We start from the raw sequence: 15,571 nt of genomic DNA on the forward strand, positions 1-15,571 counted from the left end.
CTGGCGGAACGTTTCTTTTGGTTACTTTTCTTTGCGTACAAAGAAAAGTAACGCCCATGAAGGGTGAAGCGCCTTCAGCACGCGTAACGTGCGGAAACCATCACCGCACCGGCACCGGAATATTGCACAGGTCGATATGACCCGCCGGGCGCTTGTAGAAATCATCCACGCGATTGCGGCGCGCCTCCACCGTCTCGGCAAAGGTCTTCGAATCGGTGCGCAGCACCTGGATCGGCGTGCGTTCGGCGGCGGGCACGTCGCTGGCCCGGCGGATCGACACGATCGGGGTGCGCAGCTTCGGGTCGGTGTAGAAGCCCATCGGCGCCGGGCCGCGCGGGATCGCACTGAGCAGTTCCATGCCCTTCAACACGCGACCGACCAGGGTGATGTTGCGGTCCAGCTGGCGCGGCGACTGACCGGTCACCACGTACAGCTCGGCGCCGATGCTGCTGTCTTCCTCGTTGCTGCGACCGGCACCGAGCATGCCGTAGCAATGCGCCAGCCAGGCCTTGCCGGCCTGCGGGTCCTGGCCGACCGGGAAACCGTCGACGAATCCGGTCTGCGCCGCCCAGCCATCGCGGTCCGGCAGCACGCTCACCTTCAGTCCGGTGCTGGCGCGTTCGAACTCGGCCGGCAGCTTGCGCTCGGCGCTGCCGAACGGTTTGGCTTTGGCCGCGTCATCGGCGTCGGCATCGCCGAACTGCACCACGAAATTGTCCTGCGAGCGGTAGATGCTGGTGCCGTCCCAGAAGTGTTCGTGGGCGAAGGTGCGGATGTTGGCGACATGGCGCGGGGCAAACTGCGGCGCCAGCTCGATGATCACCCGGCCGGCCGGCAGGTCCATGTACAGCAGGTTGGCCGGGTCCGGGGTGCGCCAGTCGCTGCTCGGCGCAGCGTCGAGGATCTGCTGCGGGTTGCGGTAGGGCGAGGCTGCGCTGGCCAGCGCGGGCAGCAGGCAGGCCAGGGCGAGGGTGGTCAGGGCAAGGCGGCGGTGCGGCATGGGATCCCCGGAACATGAACAAGGCTTCGATTCTGCGCGAGTCTTCGCTGCAGCGCCAATCCGGACGGTTGGCGAAGGCCATGGGCGTGGGGCAGGATGGGGCCCTTTGCTGGGAAGCATGAAATGCCGACGCTGGATTCCCGGATGGCCGAAGCCACGCTGCGATCGATGATCGACAAGCATCTCACCGGTCGTCTTCATCCTGGTGAGAACGGTGTGCGCTGGATGCATGCGCAGGGCATCGCTGTCCTTGTCGACCTCGATGCCTACAAGCGCAGCTGGCAGGCGCCTGCGCAGAATGAGCTGCTGGACTGCCTGGGCGGCAGTGGGCAATTGCCGGAGGCTGTGCAGAGGGCGGCGTTGTTCTTTGCCGGTGCAGACGGAAATGGTCATAACCGCGAATGGGCCCTTGAGCGGATGCCGGCCTTGCCAGGCTATCTGACGCTGGTCAGTGCCTTGCTTCGCTGCAATGACTGGGTCGCACGGGTGCGCCTTGTGGCCCAGCGTGTGGCGGAATCATTGCTGCCACGCTGCAGCAGCGCAGAGGTGCTGGCCGCCTGGCCATTGGTAGTGCGACTGGGCAATGCGAAGCGTGTCGATGCGCAGTGGCTCAGGGACACGTTCTGCGGATGGCTGTCAGCACCTGCACAGCAGGGGATTCTGGATGCCATGCTGGACCATGATGACGCGCGCCTGCGCCTGGGTGCATATGAAGTCGCGTTGGCGACCCACCCCGATCGCGTGGAGATCCGCGCGCGTGCGTTGCGGGACAGCGATCCACGCATCGCGCGCATCGGCTTCCAGTCTCTTGTGGAACGAGGCGATGACGCCGATGTGGAGGCACAGTGCAGGTTGGCACTGACCGCATGCTCCGGGCGGGTGCGTACGATGGCCCTGCGCGCGCTGGTGGCACGGGAGCCGGGCGATGTCGGCGCATTGATAGAGAATGCCGCCTTCGACCGCGCACGCGCCGTTCGTCGCCTGGCCGCCTATCTGCTGCGGCAGCGCCAGGCCACGCCAGCCATTGAACTGTGGCGCACGGCGTTGGCGCAACGCGCGCCGGGTCGGTGGCGCCAGGCACTTGAAGCGCTCGCAGACCACGCCGAAGCGGAAGACGTGGCGGGCCTGCGGACATTGCATGCCGAGGTGAGCGCGCGGCATCAGCGCAACTGCGTGCGCGGCTGGATGCGTGGCGAGGGCGGCGCGAGTCTGGCGCTGCTGCGTGTGGCGCTGGAATCGCAGGGGCACGCGTTGGACCGGCTGCTCGCAACCGCGCGGCCGCATTGGGCCGGCGAGCTGGATGCCGAGCGTTTGATGTCGTTCTGCCACGACGGCCCGTCGCCGGTGGCGCAGGCCGGTTTGCTCAGGCTGCTGCCGGTACTGCCGCGCTGGCAGCACCTGGAGCTGCTGCTCGCTGCGGTACCGCAGGGGGCGGATGAGCGGGCCTGGCTGCAGCGTCTGGCTGACAACTGGCTCCAGGCCAGCCTGGGTTACGTGCCCCTGTTCACCTCGCGGCGGCAGTCGCTGCTGGACACGCTTGAGCAAGGCCGGCATCACTTGCCGCTCCCGGCGGCGACCCAGGTACTCGCCCTCCTGCGCAAGACCTGAACAGGCGACCCCGACCGTCACGATGACTAACGACACATTCGCTATACCGAAGTTCGCACTACTGTGGACTTCAACGTAGTGGAGGGCTGGTCATGTCCGAGGACGACGTCCACCTGAAGAAGTTCCAGAAGGAGCTGAGCGCCGGAACCGTGTCGCTGGCCCTGCTGGCGGTGCTGGCCCGGGCCGGAGAGCCGCTGTACGGCTACCTGATCGCCAAGGAGCTGGAGCGCGTGGGCGAGGGCGTGCTGAGCGGCAAGCAGAGCGCGCTGTACCCGGTACTGCGCAACCTGGAGGGCGCGGGGCTGCTGGAAAGCCACGTGGAGCCGTCCAGCAGTGGGCCGCCTCGGCGCTACTACCGCATCAATGAACGCGGCCGCGAGGTGCTGGCGCAATGGCGCCAGGCCTGGCAGGCCACCCGCGATTCCGTCGATTCCGTGTTGGAGGGGGTACCGCAATGAACGACCCGAGCCTGGCAGGCCGTGCCCTGCCGACCACCATTCCGCAGTACCTGGCGCAGCTGCGCGCGGCGCTGGACGGTGCCGACCCGGCGATGGTGCAGGACGCGCTGTACGACGCCGAGGAATACCTGCGCTCGGAGCTGGCGGCGCAGCCGGGCCGCAGCGAAGCCGAGGTGATTGCCGACGTCGCCGGCAGCTACGGCGCCCCGGACGAGGTGGCCGAGATCTACCGCGAAACCGAAGTGACGGTGAACCGCGCGCTGCGCACGCCGCGCGCGGATACCGCGCCGGTGCTGCGTGCGGCGGCGGAAGCCAGCGGTGTCGAACCGGCCGCACCGCCGCCGGCACCGGTACCGCGTTCGCTGCTGGCGCGCTTCTTCGGCGTGGTGGCCGATCCGCATACCTACGGCGCGTTGTTCTACATGCTGCTGTCGCTGGCCACCGGTGTGTTCTTCTTCAGCTGGGTGGTGACCGGCCTGTCGCTGTCGCTGGGTTTGCTGATCGTGATCATCGGCATTCCGCTGACCGTGCTGTTCTTCGGCTCGGTGCGCGGGCTGGCGTTGCTGGAAGGGCGGCTGGTGGAAGCGCTGCTGGGCGAGCGCATGCCGCGCCGGCCCCGCTACACCGATCGCAACCGTACCTGGCTGCAGCGGATCGGCGACATGTTCACCGATGGCCGCACCTGGCTGACCCTGCTGTACTTCGTGTTGATGCTGCCGCTGGGCATCGTCTATTTCACGATCGCGGTGACCCTGCTGTCGCTGTCGCTGGGGTTGATCTGGGCACCGGTGGCGGCGATCTTCAGTGGCGACATTCCGGGCGTCTATGTCGACGGCGTGAACGTGTTGCCGATGGCGGCCTCGCCGCTGGTGGCGATCGCGGTGGCCGCGCTGGGAGCGCTGCTGCTGATCCTGACCCTGCACCTGGCACGCGGCATCGGCAAGCTGCATGGACTGATCGCCAAGAACCTGCTGGTGCGGTTGTAAGCGGGAAGGGGTCGGATCCCTGTTCGCAGAACAGGGCTCTGACCCAGGATCCGCTCGTGCTGGGGTCAGAGCCCTTTCCGCGGGAAAGGGATCCGACCCCGGCAAGGCGTTACCCCGCCTTGCGCCGCAGCGGAGTGACGTTGCTCTTCTTCTTCGTGGCCTTCGCCGCCGGTGCTTCGGCATGCGCGGCGAAGAAATCGCGCACCTTCGGGTACACCACTTCGCGCCAGCGGCGGCCGCTGAAGATGCCGTAGTGACCGGCACCCTCCACGATGAAATGCTCGCGGCGGTCGGCGCCGATGCCGGTGCACAGCGCCTGCGCCGCTTCGGTCTGGCCGAGGCCGGCGATGTCGTCCAGCTCGCCTTCGATGCTCAGCAGTGCGGTATCGCGGATCGCCGACGGGTCGACCTTCTCGCCATTGACCCACCACTCGCCACGCGGCAGCAGGAAGTCCTGGAACACCACGCGGATCGTATCCAGGTAGTACCTGGCCGGCATGTCCAGCACCGCGTTGTACTCATCGTAGAAACGGCGGTGCGCGTCAGCGTCTTCCAGGTCGCCCTTGACCAGGTCGGTGTAGAAATCCCAGTGCGAGCTGAAGTGGCGGCTCGGGTTCATCGACAGGAACCCGGCGTGCTGCAGGAAGCCCGGGTACACGCGGCGACCGGCGCCGGGATAGCTGGCCGGCACCGTGTGGATGACGTTGTTCTCGAACCACGACAGCGGGTTCTGCGTGGCCAGGTTGTTCACTGCGGTGGGGCTGCAGCGTGCATCGATCGGTCCACCCATCATCACCAGCGTGCGCGGCGTGGGCTCGCCACGGCTGGCCATCAGCGAAACCGCCGCCAGCACCGGTACGGTCGGCTGGCAGACGCTGACCACGTGCAGGCGCTCCACGCCGAGATGGCGGATGAACTCCTGGATGTAGGCGATGTAGTCGTCCAGGCCGAACTCGCCTTCGCTGGCCGGCACCATGCGCGCATCGACCCAGTCGGTGACGTACACGCGGTGGTCGCGCAGCAGGGTGCGCACGGTGTCGCGCAGCAGCGTGGCGTGGTGGCCGGACAGCGGTGCCACCACCAGCACGAACGGCTGGTTGAGCATGGTGTGCAGCTGGTCGGCTTCATTGCTGTGGCGCTTGAAGCGCAGCAGCTTGCAGAACGGCTTGTTCACTTCTTCGTGCACGACGATCGGCACGCGTTCGCCATCGACGTCGATTTCGCTGATGCCCCACTCGGGCTTCTCGTAATCCTTGCCGATGCGATGGAACAGCTCGTTGACCGCCGCCAGGCGATCGGCACCCGGCATCTGCGACCACCAGTGGCCCGGGTTGGCGAAGAACTTGGCGTTGGCCTGGGCCTGATGCACCCAGGGGGCGAGCAGGTTGCGGGTCAGTTCGTGCAGTTGATAGAGCATGACGACCGAATATGTATGGTCATATGTTGCCGCGCAGCATATCCCATCCGGGTGTCCCGCAGGTTAAGTTGGCTGAAAATAGTGAATCCGGATTCACATCCTCTCCAGCGCGGCCGTATCGCCTGCCAGGGCGGGGCCGAGCCAGCAATGCGACCCTACCGGCTGCAGGCCGTGCCGGGCCAGCGTGCGCCGGTACCAGCGCGCCGGGCGGGCCTGGAAGCCGTCGTGGTCGCCCTCGAACGCGTCCTCGGCGGCGAAGGTCTCCAGGAAGGCCACGCCGCCGGTCAGCTCCGCCACGCCGGCCAGTCCGGCACGCAGCTCACGGTCGGGCACGTAGTGCATCACGTCCGAACACACCAGCAGGTCGACCGGGGCGCAGGGCCGCAGCCAGGCGAAGTCGCCGAAGCGGGCCAGGTGCAGGTTGCGGGTGCGGCCGTAGCGGCGCACAGCGTACTCGCTGCTGTCGAAGCCGAGGTATTCGACCTTCGGACGCAGCTTCAACAGCGGCGCGCGCCAGGCGCCTTCGCCACAGCCGATATCCAGCACGCTGCGGATCGGTCGCTCCAGGTAGTACTCGGCGCTGGCCACGGCCAACGCCACCTTGCGTGCCAGGCGGGCGCTGCCGCCGATGTCGGCGCGGCGGTACCAGCGCTGGAAATAGGCGGCGTCGTAGGTCTTGTCCATGGGCGGCGTGCGGTCAGGATCGGGAAAGCGGTGCCTATCGTACGGTGTTGCGGCGCGCCATGCGTCGATGTGTCGCGGCGCTGGCGCGTGGGGTGGCCCGTTCACGTCATGCGAGAATGACGGCCAACCTACGCCAGCCGCCGGAGCGAGCGCATGCAGAGCTATTACTGGGTGAAAACCTTCCACATCGTGTTCGTGGTGGCATGGATGGCGACGGTGTTCTACCTGCCGCGCATCCTGGTCAACCTGGCCGAGACCGCGGGCCAGCCGGCGGTGACCGAGCGCCTGCAGCTGATGGGCCTGCGCCTGTACCGCTTCGGTCACTCGATGTTTGGCCTGGCCTTCCTGCTGGGTCTGGTGCTGTGGCTGGGCTACAAGGTCATTCCGGATTTCCCGACCATGGTCGCGCCCGGCGGCGCCGGTTGGCTGCATGCCAAGCTCGGGCTGGTGGTGCTGCTGCTGGCGTATTTCATCTGGATCGGGCGGCTGCTGAAGGGGGTGGCCAAGGGCCGGTCGCTACCGTCCTCGCGCGCGCTGCGCTGGATCAACGAGATTCCGTTGCTGGCCTTCATTCCGATCGTGTGGCTGGTGCTGGCCAAGCCGTTCTGAGCCACCGCCCCCTGGAGAGCCGAGCCCATGCTCGGCTGCTCTTGCGCAGATGCATGCCGAGCATGGCTCGGCTCTACAGTAGATCCACGCCATGTGTGGATGCGACGCGGGCCACAAACGACAAGAGCCGGGCATCTGCCCGGCTCTCCTGTTCCTGCAATCGTCCGGCGGTTGCCGGCCAGCGGCCGGCACTCCCTCATGCAGCTTCGTAGGTGCCGTAGCTGCGCAGGCGGGTGTAGCGCTGCTCCAGCAGCTGCTCGGTGGACAGCTTTTCCAGCGCATCCAGTTCGTTCAGCAGCACGGCCTTGAGGCGCTTGGCCATCTGCGTCGGGTTGCGGTGGGCACCCCCGGTGGGCTCGCGCACCACCTTGTCGACCAGGCCCAGGTTCTTCAGGCGCGGTGCGGTCAGGCCCAGCTGTTCGGCGGCATCCTTGGCCTTGCCGGCGTCCTTCCACAGGATCGAGGCGCAACCTTCGGGGGTGATGGTCGAGTACACCGAGTACTCCAGCATCACGGTGCGGTCGCCCACGCCCAGCGCCAGTGCGCCGCCGGAGCCGCCTTCACCGATCACCGTGCACAGGATCGGCACCTTCAGTTCGGCCATCTCGATCAGGTTGCGCGCGATCGCTTCGGACTGGCCGCGCGATTCGGCGTCGATGCCCGGCCAGGCGCCGGCGGTGTCGATCAGGGTCAGCACCGGCAGGCCGAAGCGCTCGGCCATCTTCATCAGGCGCAGCGCCTTGCGGTAGCCCTCCGGCTTGGGCATGCCGAAGTTGCGCTTGATCTTCTCCTTGGTGTCACGGCCCTTCTGGTGGCCGATCACCATCACCGAACGGCCGTTGATACGGGCCAGGCCACCCATGATGGCCTTGTCGTCGGCGAAGGCGCGGTCGCCGGCCAGCTCCTGGAATTCATCGCAGATGATGCGGATGTAGTCGGCGGTGTACGGGCGCGAAGGATGACGCGCCAGCTGCAGCACCTGCCACGAGGTCAGATTGCGGAAGATCTGCGCGGTGCGCATGCGCAGCTTGTCCTGCAGCGCGTTCACTTCCGCCTCGACATTGACCGCCGGCCCGGCACTGGCGTTGCGCAGTTCCTGGATCTTGGCTTCCAGGTCGGCGATGGGTTGCTCGAAGTCGAGGTAGTTCGGATTCATCGGAAGCCATCGTGTAAAGAAGGGGGGAATTCTAGCCGAATGCGTGCAAACCACCCGTACGCCCTCGTCTGGAAGGCGACGGTAGCGCAGCCGGGCAGGGCACGCCAGTCAGCTCAGGGCAGCACCAGGGCGCTGCGGCCCATCAGCTGGCTGCGCTGGGAGACGAAATCGTTGTAGGCCTCGTTGGCGTCCCGGCCCAGGTTGGCGCCCAGGGTGGCGGTGGCCGAGGTGAAGGCCATCTGCGCAGCGAAGTCCTGCTTGCGCAGCGCCTTCTGTTCATCGGCGGTGGTGGCCTTCAGCCAACGGGCATAGACCTCGCGCAGCGGCGCGGCATGCGCCTCGAAGGCCGGTACCAGTGCCGGCAGGCTGGCCGGGGCCGGCTCCAGGCTGAACACCGGCGGCACGTAGCCGGCCGGCTGTTCGCGCTTGAATGCGCCGGGCTCGCCCATGCCGTCTTCCACATAGCTGATGAAGTCGGGCGCGGTGAAGACCTTGGCCACGATCTGGCCGCCGCTGGCATCGACGTGGGCAACCACCTTTTCCTTGGGGAACGGTTCGCGCACGCCGTAGGTCCAGGTCTTGTCGATGAACAGCGCGTGGCTCTTCTCGAACGGGCCTTCGAAGTTGACCCCGCCCAGCTCGATTCCGTGGTTGCCGACGCCGAAGTTCTTCAGCTTGCTCTCGTCGGTGACATAGACCTCGCGGGCGATCACGTACTCGCTCAGGGTCGGATTGATCAGGCCGCCGCGGCCATCGATGTAGACGATGAAGCGGACGTCGCCGAGCGTGTCGGTGTGCAGGCGGTGCTCACCCACGGCCAGGGCGATCGGGCGCGAGCCCTGTGCGGCCACCGGCAGCTCCTGGCCATCGATGCTCAGCGCCAGCGGCGTGTCGGTCGGGTTGTCGATCTGGAACTCGATCTTCGACGGGGAACAGGCGGCCAGGGCCAGGGCGGCGGCGAACGGGAACAGCAGGGTCTTCATCGGCAATCGTCCTTGATACATGGAACGGGAGAACAGGGCAGGCAGGGCAAACGGGGGGGGCGCCTCAGCTGGCCCACGGTGGGCTGTAGCGCACCTTCAAGGTGCGCACCGCCGGGTCGGCGCGCAGCGCCTCCATCAGTTTCGAATCGATGCGCACCGCGCTCTGGCCGGAGACATCAAGCATGCCGGCGACGCCGCCGTGCGGCCCCTTCAGCAGCACGTCCAGGCGCAGCGGGGTGCGGCCCGGGCGATGGCGGTCGAGCAGGGCATCGATGCGTTCCCAGACCGGGCGCTGCTGGCGCAGGTCCAGGCGCAGCGACAGCCGCGTGGCGTAGTTGGCGCAGACTTCGTCGAAGTCCCAGCACTGGCGGATGCGCAGCGCGAAGCCGCCGTTGAATTCATCCTCGCGCAGGCCGCCCTTGACCACCAGGATGCGGTCCTTGGTCATCAGGTGGCCGAACTCGGCCATCGCGTCGGAGAACGCGCTGCACTCGACGCGGCCGCGGCCGTCCTCGAGCTGGATGAAGATCTGGCTCTCGCCCTTGCGGCGCACCCCGACCACCTGGCCGGCCAGCACCGTCTGTACTTCCGGGCGCCAGCGCTTTTCGCCACCGCCGCCACCGCCGCTGTTGGCGCTCCAGATCTTCTCGACCGAGCCGAGGTCGTTGCCAACCAGGTCGCGCACGTCGTCGCGCCAGGGGTCGAACGGATGCCCGCTGAGGTAGAAGCCGAGGGTGTCGCGCTCGCCGTTCAGGCGCTGCAGCAGCGGCCATTCCTCGGCTTCGGGCAGGTCCAGCTGGATGCTGGTCGCGCTCGGGTCGGGGCCGCCGAACAGTGAGTTCTGGCCGGAGGCGCGCTCGCGTGCCATCTGGTCGGTGGCCTTGATCACTTCCGGCAGCTGCAGCATCAGCGAGGCGCGGTTGTGGCCGAGCTCGTCCAGCGCGCCGCAGTTGATCATCGCTTCCAGCGTGCGCCGGTTGAGCTTGGCCGAGCCGATGCGGGTGCAGAAGTCGAGCAGGTCCTTGTACGGGCCGCCCTTCAGGCGCTCATCGACCACGGCCTCGCATGCGCCCTGGCCGACGCCCTTGATCGCACCCAGGCCATACTGGATGGTGTCCGGGGTCGCCGCTTCGAACATGAAGGCGGACTGGTTGACCTTCGGCGGCAGCACGGTCAGGCCGAGGTTGCGCACCTCGTCGAGGAAGCCGACCACCTTGTCGGTGTTGTCCATGTCCGAAGACAGCGTGGCCGCCATGAATTCGGCCGGGTAATGGCGCTTCAGCCACGCGGTCTGGTAGCTGACCAGCGCGTAGGCGGCGGCGTGCGACTTGTTGAAACCGTAGCCGGCGAACTTCTCCATCAGGTCGAAGATCGCATCGGCCTTGGCTTCATCCACGCCGTCCTTGGCCGCACCTTCGCGGAAGATCTCGCGGTGCTTGGCCATTTCCGCCGGCACCTTCTTGCCCATCGCACGGCGCAGCAGGTCGGCGCCGCCCAGCGAGTAGCCGCCGACGATCTGCGCCATCTGCATCACCTGCTCCTGGTACACCATGATGCCGTAGGTGTCCTTGAGGATGGCTTCGGTGCGCGGATCGGGATAGATGATTTCTTCCTGGCCGTGCTTTCGCGCGTTGAAGGATGGAATCAGGTCCATCGGGCCGGGGCGGTACAGCGATACCAGCGCGATCAGGTCTTCGAAACGGTCGGGCCGGGCGTCCTTCAGCAGGCGCCGCATGCCCGAGGATTCGAACTGGAACACCGCACCGGTATTGCCGTTGGCGAAGATGTCCTTGTAGGTGGGCGTGTCGTCCAGCGGGATCGCAGCGATGTCCACCGGCGGAATGCCAGCGCGCTCGTGGCGCTTGTTGATCGCCTTCACCGCCCAGTCGATGATGGTCAGCGTGCGCAGGCCGAGGAAGTCGAACTTCACCAGGCCCACTTCTTCGACGTCGTTCTTGTCGAACTGGGTGACCGGGTTCTTGCCGAGGCCGTTCTCGTCGTGTTCGGCGTACAGCGGGCAGAACTCGCTCAGCGGCTCGGGGCCGATCACCACGCCACCGGCGTGCTTGCCGGCGTTGCGGGTCAGGTCCTCCAGCTGCAGCGCCAGGTCGATCAGGTCGCGGACATCGTCCTCGCTCTCGTAGCGCTGGATCAGTTCGGCCGAGGCCATTTCCGAGCCCGGGCCTTCCTTGCCCTTGCCCAGCGCATCCTTCAGGTGGATACCGAGGATGTTCGGGATCAGCTTGGAAACACCGTCGACCAGGCCGTACGGGAAACCCAGCACGCGGCCGGAGTCGCGCACCACCGCCTTGGCGGCCATGGTGCCGTAGGTGATGATCTGGCTGACCCGTTCGCGCCCGTACTTGCGCGCGACGTAGTCGATCACTTCGTCACGGCGGTCCATGCAGAAGTCGATGTCGAAGTCGGGCATCGACACGCGTTCCGGGTTCAGGAAGCGCTCGAACAGCAGGTTGTACGGCAGCGGGTCCAGATCGGTGATCTTCAGCGCCCAGGCCACCAGGGAACCGGCACCCGAACCACGGCCGGGGCCGATCGGAATGCCCTGGTTCTTGCCCCACTGGATGAAGTCGGCCACGATCAGGAAGTAGCCGGGGAAGCCCATCTTGATGATGGTGTTGAGCTCGAATTCCAGGCGCTCGAAGTACTCCTCGCGGGTCTTGCCCGGCGCCAGCGGATTCTTCTCCAAGCGCTCTTCCAGGCCATCACGCGACATTTTCTGGATCCAGGTGTCCAGGGTCTCGTCGTCGGGCACCGGATAGTTGGGCAGGAAGTAGGTACCCAACCGCATCTCGATGTTGCAGCGCTCGGCCAGGGCCAGCGTATTGTCGATCGCATCGGGGATGTCGGCGAACAGCGCGCACATCTCCTCGGCCGACTTCAGGTACTGCTGGTCGCTGTATTCACGCGGGCGCTTGGGGTCGTCCAGCACGCGGCCGGTGGAAATGCACACACGCGCTTCGTGCGCGCTGAAATCCGACGGCGACAGGAAGCGCACGTCATTGCTGGCCACCACCGGCAGGCCACGCTGGCCGGCGGCCATCAGCGCGAACTGGTTGAAGGTTTCCTCGCCCTCGCGGCCGGTACGGGTCAGTTCCAGGTGCAGGCCATCGCCGAACACGCGCTGCCAGTCGGCCAGCTGCTGCTCGGCCAGTTCGTGCTTGCCGTCCAGCGCCAGGCGCCCGGCCAGGCTCTGCCGCCCGGCCAGCGCGAACAGGTTGGCATTGCCCGCCTTCAGCCAGTCCGGATGCACGGCCACGCCGCCTTCCGGGCGGTGGCCTTCCATCCAGGCCCGGGTCAGCAGCCGTGACAGGCTCAGGTAGCCTTCGCGGTCGCGGCACAGCAGGGTCATCCGCCACGGGTCCTGGCCTTCCTCGGCGATCAGTACATCGGCACCGGCGATCGGCTTGATGCCCACGCCTTCGGCGGCCTTGTAGAACTTGACCAGGGCAAACAGGTTGTTGAGGTCGGTTACCGCCAGCGCGGGCAGGCCGAGCTCGACCGAGCGCGACAGCAGGTTGGCCTGCTTGGCCTTCTTCGGGTCCGCCTGGTCCGGCTTGGCCGGCACACGGATGGTGGAGTCCGCCAGCGAGAACTCGGTGTGGACGTGGAGATGTACGAAGCGGGAGTTGGACATGCCGGACCAGGTTGGAGCGCGCGGGCCCCGGGTGCCGACGGGGGAATCGTCGCCGGGGTCGGGAAGCGCTGGAGTGCCCGGTCAGGGTAGCGAGGGCGGGGGGAGGCGACAAGCTCTTGACGGGATGCGATATCGCATGCGCGCTATCGCTCCCCACGGTTCGCGTACGAACCGCGGGCCCCGTCTTACCTTGCATCCATACCCCCGCGCCGGGGGCGCGCCCCCTGACTCAGGGGGCTGCCCATGGAGCCGAGCGCGGGCTCGGCTCTACAGCGGGGGGCTGTACGCGAAGCGGGGTTCAGCCGACGGCTACGGCCTGCGCGGCGTCCAGGCATTCACGTACCGGGGCGAAGCTGCGCCGGTGTTCCTGGCAGGGACCGTGCTCGCGCAGGGCGGCCAGGTGGGCGGGCGTGCCATAGCCCTTGTGCTGCTCGAAACCGTACTGCGGATGGCGCAGGTGCACCTCCTGCATGTAGCGGTCGCGCGAGACCTTGGCCAGGATCGATGCGGCCATGATCGCGCGGTCGATGCCATCACCGCCGACCAGCGCCTGCGCTGGCAGCACCAGGCCCTTGGGGACCACGTTGCCATCGATGCGGGCGAAACCGGCCACATGGGCGACTGCGGCAACCACGTCGCGCATGCCCTGCAGGGTTGCCTGGTAGATGTTCAGGCGGTCGATGGTGTCCACGTCCACCAGCACGACATGCCAGGCCAGGGCCCGCTCGATGATGCGGTCGTGCAGCTGCTCGCGGCGTGCGGCGGTGAGCTGCTTGGAGTCGTCCAGGCCGTTGATGCGCGGCCGCGACGGATCGAACACCACTGCCGCCACCGCCACCGGTCCGGCCAGCGGGCCACGGCCGGCTTCGTCGACACCGGCGACCAGGCGTTCCGGTTCGACCACGGCGGCGCCGTCGAACAGGGCCAGGCTGGCGGCTGCGGCATGACGGCGGCTCATGCCTGGGCCAGGTCGCGCACCAGCAGCTCGCCAACCGCGTCGGCGGCGCGGGCCGAGGCGTTGCGCCGCAGGCGCTCATGCAGGCGGGCGTAGATGTCCTGCAGGTCGGTCATCCGCTGCGGGTGGTCGAACCACTGCTGGATCGCCGCGGCCAGCTTGTCCGGGGTGCAGTCGTGCTGCATCAGTTCCGGCGCCAGGTCCTGGCCGGCGAGGATGTTGGGCAGGGCGTAACGGTCGACCTTGATCAGGCCCAGCGCCTTGACCAGGCGGTAGGTCAGTTCGTTGACCCGGTAGCCGACCACCATCGGTCGCTTGACCAGCATCGCTTCCAGGGTCGCGGTGCCGGACGCCAGCACCACCACGTCGGCGGCGATCATCGCGGTGCGTGCCTGGCCGTCGAGCACGTGCGAGAAGGCCACCGGCAGCGCCGATCGTGACAGCTGTTCTTCAATCAGGCGCTTGCATGCCGGGTTGGCGGCAGGCACCACCACATGCAGGCCGGGAATTCGTTCGGAGACCTGCCAGGCCGCCTCGAAGAACGGTTCGCCCAGGCGCGAGATCTCGCCCAGGCGGCTGCCTGGCAGCACCGCCAGCACCTTGGCCGAGGTCGGCAGGCCCAGTGCGGCACGCGCTTCCTCGCGATTGCCCTGCAGCGGAATGTCATCGGCCATCGGGTGGCCGACAAAACGCGCGTCGATGCCATGCCGGGCGTAGATCGGTGGTTCCATCGGGAACAGGCACAGCACCAGGTCGGCACTGCTGCCGATCTTCTCGGCGCGCTTCTCGCGCCATGCCCAGACCGAGGGGCTGACGTAGTGCACGGTACGTACACCACGCTGCTTCAGCCAGCGCTCGATGCCGAGGTTGAAGTCGGGTGCATCGATGCCGATGAACACGTCCGGCTGCCATTCCAGCGCACGCTGGCGGAATGCCGAACGCAGCTTCAGCAGGCGTGGCAGGTGGCGCAGCACTTCGGTCAGGCCCATCACCGCCAGTTCGCTGGCATCGTGCCAGGTCTGGCAGCCGGCGCTGCGCATGGCATCACCGCCGATGCCGGCGAATTCGGCATTCGGGAAGCGTGCCTTCAGTTCGCGGATCAGGCCGGCCCCGAGCTGATCGCCGGAGGCCTCGCCGGCCACCAGCGCGATCCGCAGCGGGCGCTCGCTGAGCACGCGCTGCGCGGGGACGCTGCCGGCCATCGAGGCCAGCGGGATGACGGCGGCGCCGGCCGGCGCCTGGCCGATGTTGCTGCTCATCGCAGCAGGGGCCTCTCGGCATGCTCGATGAAGTCCAGCATGGCCTTCACGTCGTCGCTGTCGCGGGCCTGTTCGGTCAGCTGCTGCTTGGCTTCGGCCAGCGGCAGGCCTGCCACGTACAGAGTGCGGTAGGCCCGCTTGATCGCGGAGATGCGCTCGGCATCGAAGCCCCGGCGCTTCAGGCCCTCGCTGTTGATGCCGCGCGGGCGGCCCAGCGAATCGGTACCGACCATGGTGAACGGAGGCACGTCGCCATTGGTCAGCGCGCCCATGCCAAGGAAGGCATGCGCGCCGATGCGGCAGAACTGGTGGGCACCGGCGAAGCCGCTGATGATCACGTAGTCGCCCACGGTCACGTGCCCGGCCAGGGTGGTGTTGTTGGAGAACACGCAGGCGTTACCGACATGGCAGTCGTGCGCCACATGCGTGTAGGCCAGCATCCAGTTGTCGTTGCCGATGGTGGTGACGCCGCCGCCGCCGCCAGTGCCGCGATTCAGGGTGACGAACTCGCGGAACACGTTGCGGTCGCCGATCACCAGTTCGGTGCGCTCACCCGCGTACTTCTTGTCCTGCGGCTCGCCGCCGATCGCCGCGTGGCCGATGAAGCGGTTGTCGCGGCCGATCCGGGTCGGGCCATGGATGCTGCAATGGGGGCCGACCACCGTGCCGGCACCGATTTCCACATCGGCACCGATCAGGGTGAAGGCGCCCACCTGGACGTCATCGGCCAGGCGCGCGGCCGGATCGATGACGGCGGTCGGGTGGATCCGCGGTGCGTTGTCTGTCATTCCTGCCTCCAGT

At 67.3% G+C, this 15,571-nt stretch carries 13 protein-coding genes; 4 read left to right on the top strand and 9 right to left on the bottom strand.

What is annotated here, in order from left to right:
• Nucleotides 1–100 precede the first annotated feature (100 nt).
• Nucleotides 101–1,000, bottom strand: a complete 900-nt coding sequence (locus tag Q0P60_RS02005) for a peptidylprolyl isomerase (protein ID WP_294987700.1) — start codon at nt 998–1,000, stop codon at nt 101–103.
• Between the two features lie 144 nt (nt 1,001–1,144).
• On the opposite strand from Q0P60_RS02005, the gene Q0P60_RS02010 reads away from it, so the two are divergent.
• The 3 genes from Q0P60_RS02010 (at nt 1,145) to Q0P60_RS02020 (ending at nt 4,052) form a co-directional block, all read left to right on the top strand.
• Nucleotides 1,145–2,608, top strand: coding sequence for a hypothetical protein (locus tag Q0P60_RS02010; protein WP_294987702.1), 1,464 nt, complete (start codon nt 1,145–1,147; stop codon nt 2,606–2,608).
• A gap of 92 nt (nt 2,609–2,700) precedes the next feature.
• A complete protein-coding gene (locus tag Q0P60_RS02015) occupies nt 2,701–3,066 on the top strand; it encodes a PadR family transcriptional regulator (protein WP_004150914.1) in 366 nt (121 codons plus the stop codon).
• Complete coding sequence (locus Q0P60_RS02020; RefSeq protein WP_294987704.1) at nt 3,063–4,052, top strand: sensor domain-containing protein; 990 nt, start codon at nt 3,063–3,065, stop codon at nt 4,050–4,052. Before Q0P60_RS02015 ends, Q0P60_RS02020 begins: the two co-directional genes overlap by 4 nt.
• A 109-nt stretch (nt 4,053–4,161) precedes the next feature.
• Here the strand turns inward: Q0P60_RS02020 and phaZ are convergent, their stop codons facing one another.
• Both phaZ and Q0P60_RS02030 read right to left on the bottom strand, forming a co-directional pair.
• Nucleotides 4,162–5,469, bottom strand: a complete 1,308-nt coding sequence (gene phaZ / locus Q0P60_RS02025; protein WP_294987706.1) for a polyhydroxyalkanoate depolymerase — start codon at nt 5,467–5,469, stop codon at nt 4,162–4,164.
• Nucleotides 5,470–5,562: 93 nt separating this feature from the next.
• Nucleotides 5,563–6,153, bottom strand: a complete 591-nt coding sequence (locus Q0P60_RS02030) for a class I SAM-dependent methyltransferase (protein WP_294987708.1) — start codon at nt 6,151–6,153, stop codon at nt 5,563–5,565.
• Nucleotides 6,154–6,306: 153 nt separating this feature from the next.
• On the opposite strand from Q0P60_RS02030, the gene Q0P60_RS02035 reads away from it, so the two are divergent.
• Nucleotides 6,307–6,762, top strand: a complete 456-nt coding sequence (locus Q0P60_RS02035; RefSeq protein ID WP_294987710.1) for a CopD family protein — start codon at nt 6,307–6,309, stop codon at nt 6,760–6,762.
• A gap of 196 nt (nt 6,763–6,958) precedes the next feature.
• Here Q0P60_RS02035 and Q0P60_RS02040 read toward each other — a convergent pair whose 3' ends face one another.
• The 6 genes from Q0P60_RS02040 to lpxA form a co-directional block, all read right to left on the bottom strand.
• The gene (locus Q0P60_RS02040) at nt 6,959–7,918 is read right to left on the bottom strand and encodes an acetyl-CoA carboxylase carboxyltransferase subunit alpha (protein WP_294987712.1); all 960 of its coding nucleotides are present in this window, start codon (nt 7,916–7,918) and stop codon (nt 6,959–6,961) included.
• 113 nt (nt 7,919–8,031) lie between these two features.
• On the bottom strand, nt 8,032–8,901 hold the full coding sequence (locus Q0P60_RS02045; RefSeq protein WP_294987714.1) for a hypothetical protein: 870 nt from the start codon (nt 8,899–8,901) through the stop codon (nt 8,032–8,034).
• Nucleotides 8,902–8,965: 64 nt separating this feature from the next.
• Nucleotides 8,966–12,556 (bottom strand): DNA polymerase III subunit alpha, encoded by a 3,591-nt coding sequence (gene dnaE / locus Q0P60_RS02050; RefSeq protein WP_294987716.1) that lies wholly within the window; start codon nt 12,554–12,556, stop codon nt 8,966–8,968.
• A 298-nt stretch (nt 12,557–12,854) separates the two neighbouring features.
• Nucleotides 12,855–13,514, bottom strand: coding sequence for a ribonuclease HII (locus Q0P60_RS02055; protein WP_294987718.1), 660 nt, complete (start codon nt 13,512–13,514; stop codon nt 12,855–12,857).
• Nucleotides 13,511–14,770, bottom strand: a complete 1,260-nt coding sequence (gene lpxB / locus Q0P60_RS02060) for a lipid-A-disaccharide synthase (protein WP_294987720.1) — start codon at nt 14,768–14,770, stop codon at nt 13,511–13,513. The genes Q0P60_RS02055 and lpxB overlap by 4 nt, the downstream gene beginning before the upstream one ends.
• The gene (gene lpxA / locus Q0P60_RS02065) at nt 14,767–15,558 is read right to left on the bottom strand and encodes an acyl-ACP--UDP-N-acetylglucosamine O-acyltransferase (protein WP_294987722.1); all 792 of its coding nucleotides are present in this window, start codon (nt 15,556–15,558) and stop codon (nt 14,767–14,769) included. The genes lpxB and lpxA overlap by 4 nt, the downstream gene beginning before the upstream one ends.
• Nucleotides 15,559–15,571: the final 13 nt, after the last annotated feature.

It is taken from the genome of uncultured Stenotrophomonas sp., from assembly GCF_945952405.1.
GTDB lineage: Bacteria > Pseudomonadota > Gammaproteobacteria > Xanthomonadales > Xanthomonadaceae > Stenotrophomonas.